Origin of the sequence: Actinokineospora guangxiensis (assembly GCF_042657845.1) — a bacterium.
Lineage (GTDB): Bacteria > Actinomycetota > Actinomycetes > Mycobacteriales > Pseudonocardiaceae > Actinokineospora > Actinokineospora guangxiensis.
The window spans coordinates 19,649-34,822 of the sequence record NZ_JBHSKF010000014.1 but is presented as its reverse complement, the minus strand read 5'-3'; the positions used below and the strand labels follow the sequence as shown (position 1 = coordinate 34,822).

Annotated in this window: 16 protein-coding genes; 11 read left to right on the top strand and 5 right to left on the bottom strand. The window is 74.8% G+C overall.

From position 1 onward, the window contains the following. Positions 1-103 precede the first annotated feature (103 nt). The 4 genes from ACFPM7_RS23415 to ACFPM7_RS23400 are packed head-to-tail and all read right to left on the bottom strand — an operon-like array spanning position 104 to position 3,663. Positions 104-856: a M50 family metallopeptidase gene (locus ACFPM7_RS23415; protein ID WP_378249884.1), complete on the bottom strand. Its 753-nt coding sequence runs from the start codon at positions 854-856 to the stop codon at positions 104-106. A gap of 52 nt (positions 857-908) precedes the next feature. Continuing rightward, positions 909-2,072 carry a kynureninase gene (locus ACFPM7_RS23410; RefSeq protein WP_378249883.1) on the bottom strand — a complete coding sequence of 388 codons (1,164 nt, stop codon included), beginning with the start codon at positions 2,070-2,072 and terminating at the stop codon, positions 909-911. Beyond that, complete coding sequence (locus ACFPM7_RS23405; RefSeq protein ID WP_378249882.1) at positions 2,069-2,875, bottom strand: tryptophan 2,3-dioxygenase; 807 nt, start codon at positions 2,873-2,875, stop codon at positions 2,069-2,071. The genes ACFPM7_RS23410 and ACFPM7_RS23405 overlap by 4 nt, the downstream gene beginning before the upstream one ends. Beyond that, positions 2,872-3,663 (bottom strand): PaaX family transcriptional regulator, encoded by a 792-nt coding sequence (locus tag ACFPM7_RS23400; RefSeq protein WP_378249881.1) that lies wholly within the window; start codon positions 3,661-3,663, stop codon positions 2,872-2,874. The genes ACFPM7_RS23405 and ACFPM7_RS23400 overlap by 4 nt, the downstream gene beginning before the upstream one ends. Before the next feature lie 86 nt (positions 3,664-3,749). Here ACFPM7_RS23400 and ACFPM7_RS23395 point away from each other — a divergent pair, with 86 nt between their 5' ends. From ACFPM7_RS23395 to ACFPM7_RS23345, 11 genes are read left to right on the top strand one after another with little or no spacing between them, the layout of a single operon-like run. Next, positions 3,750-4,580, top strand: a complete 831-nt coding sequence (locus tag ACFPM7_RS23395; RefSeq protein WP_378249880.1) for an LLM class flavin-dependent oxidoreductase — start codon at positions 3,750-3,752, stop codon at positions 4,578-4,580. Beyond that, a complete protein-coding gene (locus ACFPM7_RS23390; RefSeq protein WP_378249878.1) occupies positions 4,577-6,616 on the top strand; it encodes an FAD-dependent monooxygenase in 2,040 nt (679 codons plus the stop codon). Before ACFPM7_RS23395 ends, ACFPM7_RS23390 begins: the two co-directional genes overlap by 4 nt. After that, complete coding sequence (locus ACFPM7_RS23385) at positions 6,598-7,323, top strand: creatininase family protein (RefSeq protein ID WP_378249877.1); 726 nt, start codon at positions 6,598-6,600, stop codon at positions 7,321-7,323. The genes ACFPM7_RS23390 and ACFPM7_RS23385 overlap by 19 nt, the downstream gene beginning before the upstream one ends. Continuing rightward, entirely contained in the window at positions 7,323-8,819 is a 1,497-nt protein-coding gene (locus ACFPM7_RS23380) for a benzoate-CoA ligase family protein (protein ID WP_378249876.1), read from the top strand. The genes ACFPM7_RS23385 and ACFPM7_RS23380 overlap by 1 nt, the downstream gene beginning before the upstream one ends. A gap of 2 nt (positions 8,820-8,821) precedes the next feature. Continuing rightward, on the top strand, positions 8,822-9,493 hold the full coding sequence (locus ACFPM7_RS23375) for an SDR family NAD(P)-dependent oxidoreductase (RefSeq protein WP_378250023.1): 672 nt from the start codon (positions 8,822-8,824) through the stop codon (positions 9,491-9,493). Continuing rightward, positions 9,490-10,311: an enoyl-CoA hydratase family protein gene (locus tag ACFPM7_RS23370; protein ID WP_378249875.1), complete on the top strand. Its 822-nt coding sequence runs from the start codon at positions 9,490-9,492 to the stop codon at positions 10,309-10,311. Before ACFPM7_RS23375 ends, ACFPM7_RS23370 begins: the two co-directional genes overlap by 4 nt. Continuing rightward, entirely contained in the window at positions 10,308-10,706 is a 399-nt protein-coding gene (locus tag ACFPM7_RS23365) for a RidA family protein (RefSeq protein ID WP_378249874.1), read from the top strand. The genes ACFPM7_RS23370 and ACFPM7_RS23365 overlap by 4 nt, the downstream gene beginning before the upstream one ends. After that, positions 10,703-11,800: an acyl-CoA dehydrogenase family protein gene (locus ACFPM7_RS23360; RefSeq protein ID WP_378249873.1), complete on the top strand. Its 1,098-nt coding sequence runs from the start codon at positions 10,703-10,705 to the stop codon at positions 11,798-11,800. The genes ACFPM7_RS23365 and ACFPM7_RS23360 overlap by 4 nt, the downstream gene beginning before the upstream one ends. A gap of 31 nt (positions 11,801-11,831) precedes the next feature. Beyond that, the gene (locus tag ACFPM7_RS23355; RefSeq protein ID WP_378249872.1) at positions 11,832-12,371 is read left to right on the top strand and encodes a DUF4240 domain-containing protein; all 540 of its coding nucleotides are present in this window, start codon (positions 11,832-11,834) and stop codon (positions 12,369-12,371) included. Beyond that, positions 12,368-12,850: a cation:proton antiporter regulatory subunit gene (locus ACFPM7_RS23350; protein WP_378249871.1), complete on the top strand. Its 483-nt coding sequence runs from the start codon at positions 12,368-12,370 to the stop codon at positions 12,848-12,850. Before ACFPM7_RS23355 ends, ACFPM7_RS23350 begins: the two co-directional genes overlap by 4 nt. A 12-nt stretch (positions 12,851-12,862) precedes the next feature. Next, positions 12,863-14,047 carry a cation:proton antiporter gene (locus tag ACFPM7_RS23345; RefSeq protein ID WP_378249870.1) on the top strand — a complete coding sequence of 395 codons (1,185 nt, stop codon included), beginning with the start codon at positions 12,863-12,865 and terminating at the stop codon, positions 14,045-14,047. 26 nt (positions 14,048-14,073) lie between these two features. Here ACFPM7_RS23345 and ACFPM7_RS23340 read toward each other — a convergent pair whose 3' ends face one another. Then, positions 14,074-15,174, bottom strand: coding sequence for a DUF1015 family protein (locus ACFPM7_RS23340; RefSeq protein ID WP_378249869.1), 1,101 nt, complete (start codon positions 15,172-15,174; stop codon positions 14,074-14,076).

The following is a 15,174-nucleotide window of genomic DNA, read 5'->3' as shown; positions in this document are numbered from 1 at the left end:
CTCCGCGCAGCTGTGGTTGTGCCACCGGTGGGCCTCCCCTGCTCGTGGTGCGGGGACATTCTGCCTGCTGGGGACCCGGGCCCTGCCGGTGGGTCCGTGGGCCCTACGGCCACAGCAGCGGGACGGCGGTCCAGCAGGACCAGCCGATGACCGCGGCCCAGGCGGCGATCCAGATCGGGGCCGGAGCGCGGGTGAGCGCGGCCAGGGCGTGGGCGTCGCCGTGCGCCCCGCCGCGGCGCCAGAGGCGGACGAGGGCGAGCACACCACCGGCTTCGGTGAGCAGCAGCAGCCAGGCCAGCGAGTAGGCGATGGCCTGCTGCGGCAGGGGTCCGCCCCAGTGCAGCGCGCAGAACGCGGTGCCGCCGACGGCCAAGACGACGAGGAAGGTGAACCAGCCGCGCGCCACCAGCAGCACGAAGGCCGAGACGGCGAGGGTGATGGTCAGGACCGCGGGGGCGCGGCCCTGGTCGAGCAGGGCGGCCGCGCCCAGCCCGGCCAGCGGCGGCGCGGCGTAGCCCGCGAACGTGGTCAGCAGGTTCGACAGCCACGACGGGAACCAGGTCCAGGTCACCCCGCTCTCGGCGCTGTCGACGCTGATCGTGCGGACGCCCCCGCCGGTCGCGATCGCGGCGAAGGCGTGCCCGGCCTCGTGCACGAGGGTGCCCAGCGCGACGAACCCGGCGAGCGCGCGGCCGTGGGAGCGGGCCCGCGACCGCTGCCCGGCCAGCACGGAGGCCGCGGCCAGGACTCCGGTCCCGGCGACGAGCCACCAGCCCGGTGCGGGCAGCGCGGCCGAGAGCCTCCCGCCCAGCAGCTCACCGTCCACCGCGCCCCCCGCTGATCGGCGTGCAGCCATGATCACCCCATGGGGTGGGGCACGTCGATGCTCCGGTCGGGCGGCCTTCGCCCTACCCGGCCGCGATCTCGCCGAGGATCGCCATGGCCTCGCGCAGTTGGTCGTCGGCGAGGTAGGGGGCGGGGCCGAAGCGCAGGTGCTCGCCCCGGTTGTCGGTGTGGACGCCCGCCGCCTTGAGGGACCGCTGCCACCGCGCGGCGTGCGGGGTGCGGATGGCGAGGAAGCCGCCGTAGGAGGTCCTGGGCAGCGCGCGGTCGCGGGTGGCGGTCGTGTCGGGGAGGCCGAGGGCGTCGAAGGCGGTGGCCAGCAGGGTGGTCTGGTGCAGGGAGATCTCGCGGAGGCGGTGGTCGGTGAGGCCCTGCTCGGCGAAGAAGTCGGCGACGCGGGCGGCGCGGTAGTGGCTGGTCGGGTCGTAGGTGGAGCCTGCGAAGCGGTGCGGGCCCGGGGCGTAGTCGACGTGGGCGGGGTCGCGTTCGGCGGCGAGGGTGTCGAACTCGGCGAACCAGCCGGTCAGCACCGGGCGCAGGTCCTGGGCGTGCGGGGGCAGGCGCAGGAAGCAGACGCCCTCGCCGAACTGGAGGTACTTGTATCCGCCGCCGACCACCCACGTGTCGGCCAGGCCCTGCTCGGCCAGCGGGAAGGGGACCACGCCCAAGGCGTGGTAGGCGTCGATGAGGACCTCGGCGCCGTGGCGGGCGGCGGCGGTGGCGACGGCGGCGAGGTCGGGCACGACGCGGGCGGTCTCGAACAGGACCGCCGAGACCAGGACCGCGGCGGTGCGTCCGTCCACTTCGGCCGCGAGCCGTTCGGCGAGGCCTTCGGCGGGCTCGGCCGGGACCCGGACGACCTCCAGGCCGTGCTCGGCGAGCCGGGACAGCTGGCGGCGCAGGGTGTGGAACTCGCCGTCGGTGGTGACCAGGCGCCTGCGCCCGGCCAGGTCCAGCGCCGACAGGAAGCGGATCACCAGTTCGTGGGTGTTCTGCCCGAGCGCGATGTCGCCGCCGGGGTCCGACAGCAGGGCGGCGTAGTGCGCGCGGACGCGGTCGGCCTTGGCGAACGCCTCGTCCCACTTTCCGTCCACATCGGAGGCGGCCGCGTCCCAGGCGGCCAGCTGGGCGTCGCGGGCGACGTCGGGCCAGGCCTGGTGCGAGTGGCCGGTCAGCAGCAGGCGCTCGGCGACGCGGAAGCGGCCGTAGTGCTCGGCGAGGCAGTTCACAGCTCGCCCCGCACGGCCCACAGGTCGGGGAAGACCGGGGCGAACAGGGTGCCGCGCAGGTAGGCCGCGCCCGCCGAGCCGCCGGAGCCCATCTTGTCGCCGATAGTCCGCTCGACCATCTTCACGTGCCGGTAGCGCCACTCCTGCACGCCCTCGTCGAGGTCGACCAGGTGTTCGGCGACCGTCGACGGGCCGGAGTCGTCGGCGTAGACGGCCAGCAGCACCCGCTGGAACTCCTTCGACGGCTCCCAGGGCGACGTCACGTCGCGCCCGGCCACCTCCTCGGGGACCTCGTAGCCGTGGGCACGCAGGTAGGCGGCGAAGGAGTCCATCAGCGACGGCCGCGACATGGCGGCCTCGATGGCCGCGCGCTGCGCGCCGCCCGCCGGGTAGTGCGCGAACGCCCGCCGGTCGCGGCGGCCCAGCACCGCCTCCAGCTCGCGGAACTGGGCGGACTGGAAGCCGCTGGAGGACTCCAGCCGGGCACGGAAGCTGGTGAACTGGCGCGGCGTCATCGTCTCCAGCACGTCGATCTGGGCGACGATCACCTTGAAGACGGTCAGCACCCGCCGCAGGGTCCGCACCGCGTGCGCGGTGTCGCCCGCGGCCAGGCGGGCCTGCAGGTGGGCCAGCTCGTGCAGGATCTGCTTGAACCACAGCTCGTAGACCTGGTGGATGACGATGAACAGCGGCTCGTCGTGCTCGTCGGAGCGCGGGCGCTGCGCGCCGAGGACCTCGTCCAGGGCCAGGTAGGAGGTGTAGGTCAGCGCCGCCTGCTGGTCGGCCGCCTGCGGATCGCTCACGGGGTCATCACTCCGTCGAAATGCCGCCGCGCGGGGATCTCCAGCGCGGGGTAGCGCTCGTGGAACAGCCGCACGGCGGCGGCCCGGTCCGGGGGTGGCGCGACGATGTCGGCGGGCAGCTCCGGGTCCAGCAGGGCGAACTGGCGGAACGCGTGGACCAGGCGGACCCGCAGGTGGAAGGCGTCGGCGTCGGTGTCGGCCCGGGCGTCGGCGAAGGCGGCGACGAAGGCGGCGTAGCGCTCGGCGATGGCGTCGAGGTCCCAGACGCGGCGGGCGAACCCGGCGAAGTCGGGCACGGGCGCGCCGACCAGGACGCCGGTGTGCCGCGCCACGCCGAGGTCGGCGCACAGGGCGGTGACCTGCGCGGACCGGTCGTGCGCCGCCAGCCAGGCGCCGTCGTGGACCTGCCCGAAGCCCAGGAAGCGCAGCCTGCGCACGAGCCGGGCCCGGGCGTCGCGGCGGTCCTCGGGGATGGCGTGCCACAGCACGGTCCAGGTGGCCGGGCCGGGGCGGGGCTCGCCGAGGGAGAAGATCCGCGCGTCGCCCTCGGCCAGCACGTGCCGGGCGCGGTCGGTGAGCGTGTAGTGCACAAGCCTGCCCTCGCGGGTGCGGTCGAGCAGCCCGGCGTTGACCACGCGGGTCAGCGCGACGCGTCCGGCGCCCGCGCTGAATCCGAAGCCCTCCAGCAGCGCGACCAGCCCGCCGGACCACACCACGGCCGTCTCCCGGGGGCGCGCGTGGGCCCCGAGGATGGACAGGACGAGGTCCTGCGGCGCGGTCTCGGACACGGTCGCAGTTTAGTTGACACCCCACCCGAGTCAACCGTAACGTTTGGTGTCCGGAGTGACCGTCGGCGCACAGGGTGGTGTGGCTGGTGCAGGTCGGGATCGGATTGCCCACAACGGTTCCCGGGGTCACCGGCCCCGGGCTGCTGGACTGGGCGCGGCGCGCGGACGCCGGGCCGTTCAGCACGCTGGGCGTGCTCGACCGCTTCCGCTACGAGAGCGTCGAGCCCTTCGCCGCGCTGTCGGCTGCCGCCGCGGTGACCGAGCGGATCGGCCTGGCGACGATGATCGCCATCGGCCCGCTGCGCTCCCCCGGCCTGCTGGCCAAGCAGGCCGCCGCGGTCGAGGCGCTGGCCCCCGGCAGGCTCACGCTCGGCCTGGCCGTCGGCGCCCGCCGCGACGACTACGAGACCGTCGGCGCCGACCACCGCACCCGAGGCAGGGCGCTCTCGACGCAGCTGGCCTACCTGCGCGGCGAACTGGCCGAGTTCCCCGCGCCCCGCTTCGGCGGTGGTGGCGTCGGCCTGCTGGTCGGCGGCGCGAGCGGGCCGGCGCTGGCGCGGATGGCGCGCTACGGCGACGGCTACGCCCACGGCGGCGGCCCGCCCAGGGCGTTCGGGTCGGCGGCGGCGAAGGCCAGGGCGGCGTGGCAGGACCTCGGCAGGCCGGGCGAGCCGCTGCTGTGGGGCCAGGGCTACGTCGCCCTCACCGACGCCGACCGGGGCCGCGACTACCTGCGCGACTACTACGCCTTCACCGGGCCGTTCGCCGAGCGGATCGCCGCGGGCGCGCTGACCACCGCGCGCGAGGTGCGCGACTTCGTCCGCGGCTACGCCGACGAGGGCTGCGACGAGCTGATCCTGTTCCCCGCCACCACCGATCCGGCCGAGGTCGACCTGCTGGCCGAGGCCCTCTCATGAAGGTCACCGTGGTCGGCGCCGGCCCGGCGGGGCTGTTCCTGGCGGTCCTGCTGCGCAAATCCGGCCACGAGGTCACCGTGCTGGAGCGCAACGCCCCCGACGCCACGTTCGGCTGGGGCGTGGTGTTCTCGGCGGGCACACTGGGCGCGCTGCGCGACGCCGACGTGCCCACCCACCAGGCGATCACCGACTCCTTCGCCCGCTGGACGGCCGTCGACATCCGCTTCGGCGGCGAGCTGGTCCGCGCCAGGGGCAACGACTTCGCCGCGATCGCCAGGACCCGGCTGCTGTCCCTGCTGCAGGAGCGCGCCCGCGGCCTCGGCGCGGACCTGCGCTTCGGGGTCGAGGTGCAGCGGCTGCCCGATGCCGATCTCGTGGTGGTCGCCGACGGGGCCAACAGCCGCTTCCGCGACCCGCGCCGCTTCGGCGCCACGGTGCGCCCCCAGGGCGGCAAGTACGTCTGGTTCGGCACCGACGTGCCCATCGACGCGTTCACCTTCAGCTTCCGCCAGACCGAGCACGGCCTGTTCCAGGCGCACGCCTACCCCTACGACGAGCGGATGGGCACCTGGATCGTGGAGTGCGCCGAGCCGGTGTGGCGTGCGGCCGGGCTGGACGGGGTCGGCGAGCAGGAGAGCATCGCCTTCTGCGAGCGGGTCTTCGCCGAAGACCTCGCCGGGCACTCGCTGCTGTCCAACCGCTCGCGCTGGCTGGACTTCCCCAGGGTGCGCTGCGAGCGCTGGTACGAGGGCAACACCGTGCTCATCGGCGACGCCGCGCACACCGCGCACTTCTCCATCGGCTCCGGCACGAAACTGGCGATGGAGGACGCGGTCGCGCTGGCCGCCGCGCTGGAGCGCAACCGGGACCTGACGGCGGCGCTGGCCGAGTACGAGGGCGAGCGCCAGCCGGTGGTGGAGCGGTTCCAGAAGGCCGCGGGCGACAGCGCCGACTACTTCGTCAACACCGCGCGCTACACCGGCTACGACCCGGTGCGCTTCGCGGTGAACCTGCTGACCCGCAGCGGCCGGGTCTCCCACGCCAACCTCGCCGCCCGTGACCCCGACCTGGTGCGCGTGGCCGACGCCCGGTTCGCAGGCGCCGACCCGCGCGCGGTGGTCCCGCCGCCGCTGTTCACCCCGCTGGACCTCGGCGCGGTGCGGCTGCCGAACCGGGTCGTCGCCCACGCCGAGCCCGACACCGCGGTCGACGCCGCGCGGGCCGGGGCGGGCCTCGTCGTGGTGTCGGCCGCCATCTCCCCCGACGGCCGGGCGCATCCGGGCACGCCGGTGGTCGAGGCGGCCGAGCCGTGGGCGAAGCTCGCCGATGAGGTCCGCGCCGCGGGCGGCCGCCTCGCCGTGCGCCTGACCCACGCGGGCGCGCGCGGCGCGACCCGCCCGCCCGCCGACGGCGCCGACCTCCCGCTGCCCACGGCGGAGCGCTGGCCGCTGGTCGCCGCGTCCGCCCGCCCGTACGCCCCCTTCGGCGCGGTCCCGGCGCCGCTCACCGACCTCGACGGCACGCGGGAGCGCTACGCCGAGGCCGCGCGCGCCGTCGCCGCCGCGGACGTGCTGGAACTCGACATGGCCGACGGCCACCTGCTCGCCGGGTTCCTCTCCCCGCTGACCAACCCCGACGGCGACCGCGACTTCCCGCTGGCGGTGCTCGACGCGGTCCGCGCCGAGTGGGACGGTCCGCTGGTGGTGCGCCTGTGCGTGGACGACCTCGCCCGCGGCGGCCTCACCGCCGACGACGGCGTGGCGCTCGCCCGGCGCGTCGCCGAGCGCGGCGCGGACGTCGTGCACGTGCGGGCCGGGCACACCACGGCCGAGAGCAGGCCGGAGTACGGACGCGGGCACCTGACCGCGCTGTCGGACCGGGTGCGGGCCGAGGCGGGCGTGCGCACGCTCGTCGGCGGCTACCTCACCACCACCGACGAGGCCAACACCGCCCTGGCCGCGGGCCGCGCCGACCTGTGCGCGCTCACCCCGCGCCCCAACCCGTTGGAGGACCTGCGGTGGACTTCGCCGACCTGACCTCCCCGGCGGCGGGCGCGCTGGCCGCCGACCCGCCGGTGCTGCTGCTGCCGCTGGGGGCCATCGAGCCGCACGGCCCGCACGCGCCGCTGTCGACGGACCTGCTGATCTCGCAGGGCATGTGCGAGCGGGCCGCCGCCCGCCGCCCGGTCCGCGTCCTGCCTCCCCTGCCCTACGGCGTCACCACGTTCGGGGCTGCGTTCCCCGGCGCGGTCGGGATCGCCGAGGACACCCTGCACGACCTCATCGTGCAGATCTGCTCGTCGCTGGCGCGGCAGGGATTCCCGCACGTGGTCATCGTCAACAACCACTTCGAGCCCGGCCAGGTCGCCGCCGTGCGCCGGGCGGTGGCCACGCTCGCCGAGCAGGGCGTGCGCGCCGGACACCTCGACCTGACCCGGCGCGCGGTGGCCGCCCGGCTGACCGAGGAATTCCGCTCGGGCTCCTGCCACGCGGGCCGCTACGAGACCTCCCTGGTGCTGGCCGAGCACCCCGGGCTGGTCGACGCCGAGGCCATGGCCGGGCTGCCCGAGCACCCCGTCGACATGCCCGCGCTGATGCGCGGGGGCGCGCGGGACTTCCCGTCGATGGGCATGGACCGCGCCTACTGCGGAGCGCCCGCCGAGGCCACCGCTGCCGAGGGAGAGTCCACTTTCGACACTCTGGCCGACCTGCTGGTCGCCGCGATCGACGAGGTGGTGCGGTGATGGAGGCCAATCTCGCCGCCCGCTTCCTCGACCCGGCCGACCCCGCGCGCACCGCGCTGCTGACCACCGCCGGTCCCGTCACCTACGGCGCGCTGACCGAGCGGGCCGACCGGATCGCGAACGTGCTGTCCGCCCTCGGTGTGACGCGCGGCAGGCGGGTTCTGCTGGCGCTCAACGACGGCGTCGACTTCGTCGCGACCTGGTTCGGCGCGCAGCGGATCGGGGCGGTCACCGCCGAGGTCTACACGTTCCTGCCCGCCAAGGACGTCGCCTACTTCCTCGGCTACACCGACGCCGCCGTCGTCGTCGCCGACCCGCAAACGCTTGCCCGCGTGCGCGAAGCGGGCACCGACGGCCGCCGGGTCCTGGTGGCGGGCGCGGGCGGGATCGACCTGCGTGACAACGAGTTCGACCTCGACGTGCTCGCCGAGGCGGCCGAGCCGCGCGCCGAGACCGCGCCCGTCGGCCTGGACGACGAGGTGCTGTGGAAGTTCACCACCGGCAGCACGGGCGCGCCGAAGGCGTGCGTGCACACCGCGCGCGGCCCGCTGGAGAGCCACCGCGCCTACGCCGAGGGTGTGCTCGGGCTGCGCCGGGACGACGTCGTGCTGCCGGTGCCGAAGCTGTTCTTCGGCTACGCCCGCGACCTGGCCGCCATGTTCCCGTTCGGGGTGGGCGCGGCGGGGATCGTCTTCGGCGAGCGCACCACCGCCGAGCGGGTGTTCGAGCTGATCGCGCTGCACCGCCCGACGGTGCTGGTGAACGTGCCGACGATGATGAGCCAGATGGTCGCCCATCCGTCCGAACAGGACCTGAGCTGCGTGCGGGTGTGCACGTCGGCGGGCGAGGCGCTGCCGCCGGAGCTGCACCGCCGGTGGGTGGAACGCTTCGGGGTCGAGGTGGTCGACGGGATCGGCTCGTCGGAGGCCTACCACATCTTCCTGTCCAACCGGCCGGGCGCGCCCCGCCCGGGGACCATCGGCGTGCCGGTGCCAGGCTACGCCGCGCGGGTGGTCGACGACGACGGCGCGGAGCTGCCCGACGGCGAGGTCGGCACGCTGGAGGTCGACGGCCCGAGCGTCGCGCTGCGCTACGAGGGCGATCCGGAGAAGTCGGCGCGCACCTTCCCCCGGCCGGGCACCGTGCGCACCGGCGACCTGGTCAGCCGGTCGGCCGACGGGTCCTTCACCTACCGGGGCCGCGCCGACGACCTGCTGAAGGTCAGCGGGGTGTGGGTGGCGCCCGCGGAGATCGAGCACTGCCTGATCGGCCACCCCGCGGTGATCGAGTGCGCGGTGACCGGCCACGACACCGACGGTCTGACCCGGCCGTGGGCCTACGTCGTGCTGGCGGACGGGGCGAGCGCGGGCGGCGAGGAGCTGCGCGAGTACGTCAGGGCGCGGCTGTCCCCGCACAAGGCACCGGAGCGGGTGGTGTTCCTAGACTCCCTGCCGAGGACGGCGAACGGCAAGCTCGACCGGAGGGCGCTGCGGTGAGGGTGGTGGTGACCGGCGGGACGCGCGGGATCGGCGCGGCCGTGGCGGCGCGCTTCGCCGCGGCCGGCGACGAGGTCGTCGCGCTCGGCCGCGCGGACTGCGACATCACCGACGAGGGGCAGGTCGCCGCGCTGTTCGACCGCGTCGGGCAAGTCGACGTGCTGGTCAACAACGCCGGTGTCGCGGTGAGCGCCCCGCTGGCGAGGACAACACTCGACCAGTGGCGTTCCACCATGGACGTCAACGCGCTCGGCGCGTTCCTGTGCACCCGGGCGGCGCTGCCGGGCATGCGCGAGCGCGACTTCGGCCGGATCGTCACGATCGCCTCGACGGCGGGCCTGCGCGGCGCGAAGTACACCGCCGCCTACTCCGCGGCCAAGCACGCCGCGGTCGGGCTCATGCGCGCGGTCGCCGCCGAGGTCGCGGGCAGCGGCGTCACCTGCAACGCGGTGTGCCCGACGTTCGTGCGCACGGACATGACCGCCGAGTCGGTGCGCCGCATCGCGGCCATGACCGGCAAGTCCGAGGCCGAGGCCGAGGCCTCGATCGCCGGGCTCTCGCCGCTGGGCAGACTGCTGGACCCGGACGAGGTCGCCGACGCGGTGCTGTACCTGGTGGGTGCGGCCGCGGTCAACGGCCAGTCGCTGGTGTTGGACGGAGGAGGAGTCGCATGAGCCCGTACCGGGCGTCGGCCGCGTTCACCCGGGAGTGGGAGCACTTCCGGTTCGCGGTGGAGGACGGGGTCGCCACGGTGACCCTGGACCGGCCGGAGAAGCTGAACGCGCTGACCTTCGACTCCTACGCCGACCTGCGCGACCTGATCGCCGAGCTGCCGCACCGCGGCGACGCGAAGGTGCTGGTGCTGCGCGGGCAGGGCCGCGGGTTCTGCTCCGGCGGCGACGTCGAGGAGATCATCGGCGAGCTGCGCGCCCTGGACACCGCCGGGCTGCTGGAGTTCACCAGGATGACCGGCGCCGTGGTCAAGGCGCTGCGCGAGTGCCCGCTGCCGGTGATCGCCGCGGTGAACGGCGTCGCGGCGGGCGCCGGGTCGGTGCTGGCGCTGGCCGCGGACTTCCGGCTGCTGGCGCGGCAGGCGAAGTTCGCGTTCCTGTTCACCAGGGTCGGCCTGGCGGGCGCGGACATGGGCTCGGCCTACCTGCTGCCCAGGATCGTCGGGCTCGGCCGGGCCACCGAGCTGCTGGTGCTGGGCGACTCGGTCGACGCCGAGCGGGCCGAGCGGATCGGGCTGGCGACCAAGGTGACCGACGACCTCGACGCCGAGACCGCCGCTCTCGCCCGGCGGTTGGCCGATGGCCCCGCAGCGGCGTACTCGGCCACGAAGGTGCTGTTGACCAGGGAGCAGGACATGGACTTGGGCAGTGCGATCGAGCTGGAAGCCATCACCCAGGCGCTGCTGATGCGCACCGCCGACCACGCCGAGTTCTACGCGGCCTGGTCGGCGGGCCGCAAGCCGCACTGGAGCGGACGATGACGCGCCACCGGATCGTCACCGCGCCCGAGCTGGCCAAGCCCGTCGGCTTCGCCCACGCCGTCGCCGCTGCCCCCGGCAGCACAGTCTACTTGGGAGGCCAGACCGCGCAGGACGCCTCGGGCGCGATCGTCGGCACGGGCATGGCCGAGCAGTTCGACGTGGCCGCGGGCAACGTCGTCACCGCCCTGCGCGCCGCGGGCGGCGAACCCGGCGACCTCGTGTCGGTGCAGATCTTCGTCACCGACGTCGCGGCGTACAAGGCGGCGCTGGAGGAGCTGGGCCCGCTGTGGCGCAAGCACTTCGGCCGCCACTACCCGGCGGTGGCGCTGTTCGGGGTGGTCGAGCTGTTCGACTCCGAAGCGCTGATCGAACTGGTGGGGGTGGCAGTCGTATGAGCCTGCGCGAACGGGCCGAGGAGCTGGCCGCCGGGCCGCTGCGCGCCGCGGCGGCGACCGGCGAGCCCGGCAGGCTCAACCGGGGGCTGCTGGCCGCGCTCGCCGAGCACGGCCTGCTCGCCGAGATCTTCCGGCGCGAGGACGGCCGCTACCTGACCACGTCGGCGGTCGCCCTCTGCCAGATCCGCGAGGGGCTGGCCCGGCACTGCACCGAGGCGGAGACCGCCTTCGCCCTCCAGGGCCTCGGCGGCTACCCGATGCTGCTGGCGGGCAGCCAGGAGACCGTCGCGCGGTGGCTGCCGGAGATCGCCGCGGGCCGCGCCGCCGCCGGGTTCGCCCTCACCGAGCCGGACGCGGGCACCGACGCGGGCGCGCTGTCGCTGGCCGCCGCGCCGGACGGCGCGGGCTGGCGGCTGACCGGGGCGAAGGCCTACATCTCCAACGCCCCCGACGCCGACGTGTACTCGGTGTTCGCCCGCACCGGGGAGGGCACCCGCGGCATCACCGCCTTCGCCGTCCCCCGGGACAGCCCCGGCCTCAGCGGCGCGCACCTCGACCTGCTGGCCGCCCACGCCATCGGCACGCTGGCCTTCGAGGACGTGCCGGTCGGGCCCGAGCAGGTGATCGGCGAGGTCGGCGGCGGCTGGTCGGTGGCGATGCGCACGCTGGACCTGTTCCGGCCCAGTGTCGGCGCGTTCGCCGTCGGGATGGCCCAGTCCGCCCTCGACGCCGCCGTCGCCCACGCAGCCCAGCGGCAGGCCTTCGGCCGGGCGCTCTCCTCGTTCCAGGGCGTGTCCCACCAGCTCGCCGATGTCGCCACCCGTCTGCGCGCGGCCCGCCTGCTGGTCTACGACGCCGCCACCGCCTACGACACCACCCCGGGGGCGAGCGGGCACCTCTCGGCGATGGCGAAGCTGTTCGCCACCGAGACCGCGCAGGTCGCCGTCGACCTCGCCGTTCAGGTCCACGGCGCCCGCGCCCTGGTCCGCGGCCACCTCCTCGAACACCTGTACCGCGAAGTGCGCGCCCCCCGCATCTACGAGGGCACCTCGGAGATCCAGCGCGAGATCATCGCCCGCAGCCTGTTCCGCTGAACTGTCAGTGGTTTGTGTGAGCATGATCCGCATGGGGATGACACGGGACGCGTTCTGGGACCTGCTGCGGCGGGCCTCGGAGCGTCCCACCGAGCGCGAGCGCACCGAGTACGTGGTGACCGAGCTGCTGCGCCTGCCCGCGCCCTGCACCCCCGACTTCCACCACCACCTGTCCGCCGTCCGCGTCGACACGGCCGGGCTGCGCGCCGCCGGGCGGGTCATCCTCGGCAGCGCGCTCACCGACGACGCCTACTGGGACTTCGGCCTCTGGCTGCTGTCGCTGGGCCCCGGCGCGGTCGAGCGCGCGGTCACCGACCCGGACACCCTCGCCGACGTGCCGAAGGTGCGGGCGCTGGCGGGCGGCTGGTCCGCCGACGGCCATCCCGGCTGGGGCTCGCTGGCCGACGCCGTCCCCGAGGTCGCCGACCTCGGGTGCGAGTGCCACCTCGCCGCCCCGGAGCCGCGCGGTGGCCCCGTCCCGCCCCTGCCGCGGCTCACCGCGCTTTTCGACAGCGCGTTTCCCCCGGTCCGGAACGAATCCGACGCCCCGGTTGTTACGGTGGTGTGGTGAACGTCGAGGTGACCCCGCTGCCCGGGATAGGCACGCGTCAGGACTTCGTGGCCAAATCGGGCCGCCGCATCGGAGTCATCACCTATAGAGACGGACATTTCGACCTTATCGTCTCCAAGCGCGACGATCCCGACTCGTGCGTGGCCTCCATCCCGCTCACCGTCGAGGAGTCCGGCGCGCTGGCGAACCTGCTCGGCGCGCCGCACCTGGTGGCCCAGCTGGAGGAGCAGCACCGCGAGGTGACCGGCGTCACCACTCGGCAGCTGCCGCTGGCCCCCGCCTCCCCCTTCGACGGGCGCACCCTGGGCGACACCGCCCTGCGCACCCGCACCGCCGTGTCGGTGGTCGCGGTCGTGCGCGGCGGCACCGTCCACCCCTCACCGCGGCCGGACTTCCGGCTCTCCGGCGGGGACATGCTGGTGACGGTCGGCACGGCCGAGGGGCTGGCCAAGGCCGTCGAAGTTCTCGAAACCGGCTGAGGGGCCCCCGGAGTGCATCACACCGCGATCTCGTTGATTGAGCTCGGGGCGGTCTTCTTCGGCCTCGGCCTGCTCGGCAGGCTGGCGTGGCGGATCGGCATCTCCCCCATCCCGCTGTATCTGATCGGCGGTCTCGCCTTCGGGGCCGGCGGGCTGGTCCCGCTGGAGGGCATCGAGCCCTTCACCGAGATCGCCGGGGAGATCGGCGTCGTCCTGCTGCTGTTGCTGCTGGGCCTGGAGTACTCGGCGGCCGAGCTGGTGACCGGCCTGAAGCGGTCGTGGCTGGCGGGCGTGCTCGACATCGTCCTCAACGCCACCCCGGGCGTCGTCGTGGCGCTGCTGCTCGGCTGGGGCCCGGTCGGCGCGCTCGCCATGGCGGGCGTCACCTACATCTCCTCCTCCGGCATCGTCGCGAAGGTCCTCGGCGACCTCGGCCGCCTCGGCAACCGGGAAACCCCGGTCGTGCTGTCGATCCTGGTGTTCGAGGACCTGGCGATGGCGGTCTACCTGCCCATCCTCACCGCGCTGCTGGCGGGCGCGACGCTGATGGGCGGGCTGACCGCGGTCGGCATCTCGCTGGTCGCGATCACGATCGTGCTGGTGATCGCGCTGCGCTTCGGCCGGTTCGTGTCCATGGTGGTCGACAGCCCCGAGCCCGAGGTGTTCCTGCTGCGGGTGCTGGGCGCGGCGCTGCTGGTGGCGGGCATCGCCTCGCAGCTGCAGGTCTCGGCCGCGGTCGGGGCGTTCCTGCTCGGCATCGCGATCTCCGGGTCCACCGCCGAGAACGCGACCAAACTGCTGGAGCCGCTGCGCGACCTGTTCGCCGCCGTGTTCTTCGTGGTGTTCGGCCTCAACACCGACCCCCAGCAGATCCCGCCGGTGCTGGGCTACGCGATCGCGCTGGCGGTCATCACCACCATCACCAAGATCGCCACCGGCTGGTTCGCCGCGCGGCAGCAGGGCATCGCGCGGATGGGCCGGGCGCGGGCGGGCGCGGCACTGGTCGCGCGCGGGGAGTTCTCCATCGTCATCGCGGGCCTGGCGGTGAGCGCGGGCGCCGTCGACAGCCAACTCGCCCCGCTGGCGACGGCGTACGTGCTGCTGATGGCGATCATCGGGCCGATCGCGGCCCGCGTGGTCGAACCGGTGTCGCTGGCGCTCTACAAGCGGATGAAGCCCGCGCAGCCCCAGGCCTAGGCCGTGTTTCCGATGTGGGGCACGGCCTAGCCTGCCGCGCTCTCCAGGGAGGCGAGGAGCAGGCCGCTGCGGGGCTTCGGGGTGAAGAACGTGCTCTTGCGCGGCATCCGCTGGCCCGCCGCGTGCACGGCGAGGACATCGGCCAAGGGCACCGGGGCGAGGTAGAGCAGCGCGTCGGCATCGGCGGGCTCGCGGCCGTCCGGGAACGGGCGGACCAGCGGGCCGGCCGGATCGATGCCCGCCCGCTCCAGCATCGTCTCCACGGCGGCGTGGTCGATCCCGGAGCCGGGCAGCGTGATCGCGTACCGGTCGGGGCCGAGGTGGGCGACCAGCGTGCCGGGCCGGGTCGGCGGCATGGCCTCCGGCGCCGAGCGCGGGTCCAGGTGCGCCCAGGCGGCGCGCAGCGCGTCCGGGGAGATGCCGCTCAGCGCGCGGTGGAAGGCCCGGATGCGCAGGTCGGGACCCGCGGTGACGAAGGCGAGCAGCCCACCGGCGCGCTCGGCCGCGGCGACGCGGTGGTTGCCGTCGGCCACCATCAGCGGCGCGGCCGACGCGGCGGCCAGCAGCTCCGGGGATTCCAGCAGCCACAGGCGGTGCCTGCGCCCTGAGGTGTCCACGGTGGACACATCGGGCGAGCCGGTGATCGCGCCGGTGACCGCCGCCGTCAGCGCGTCGCCGCCGTGCACCGGCACGAGCAGCGCCGCGCTGGTGGCGCAGCCGAGGCCGGTGAGCACGCGGGCCCGCTCGGCGACGACCCCCGGGTAGACGTCCTCGCTGTGCCGGACGAACCGCGACCCCACGGCCTTCGGGTCGACCATGCACAGCACGCCCGACGCCGAGCCGTCCGGCCCGTCGACCTGGTAGGCGGCGACCACGTCGGACACCGGCCGGTAGGCCCTGCGGGTCAGCGTCCGCAGTGCCGTGCGCGCTTCCGGCAGCGCCTGCTCCAGCGTCAGGCCCGCGGCCAGCGCCCGCGGGGTGCGGTGCGGGTGCTGCACGGCCAGCAGCGTCCCCTCCCCCGCGCGGGCCAGCGCGGCGGTCACCTTCGGCTCGTCGGCGAACTCGTCCACGTCGGGTCCGGGGACCTCGGCGCGCACCACCCAACCGCGCGCGATGGGGCTCAGCAC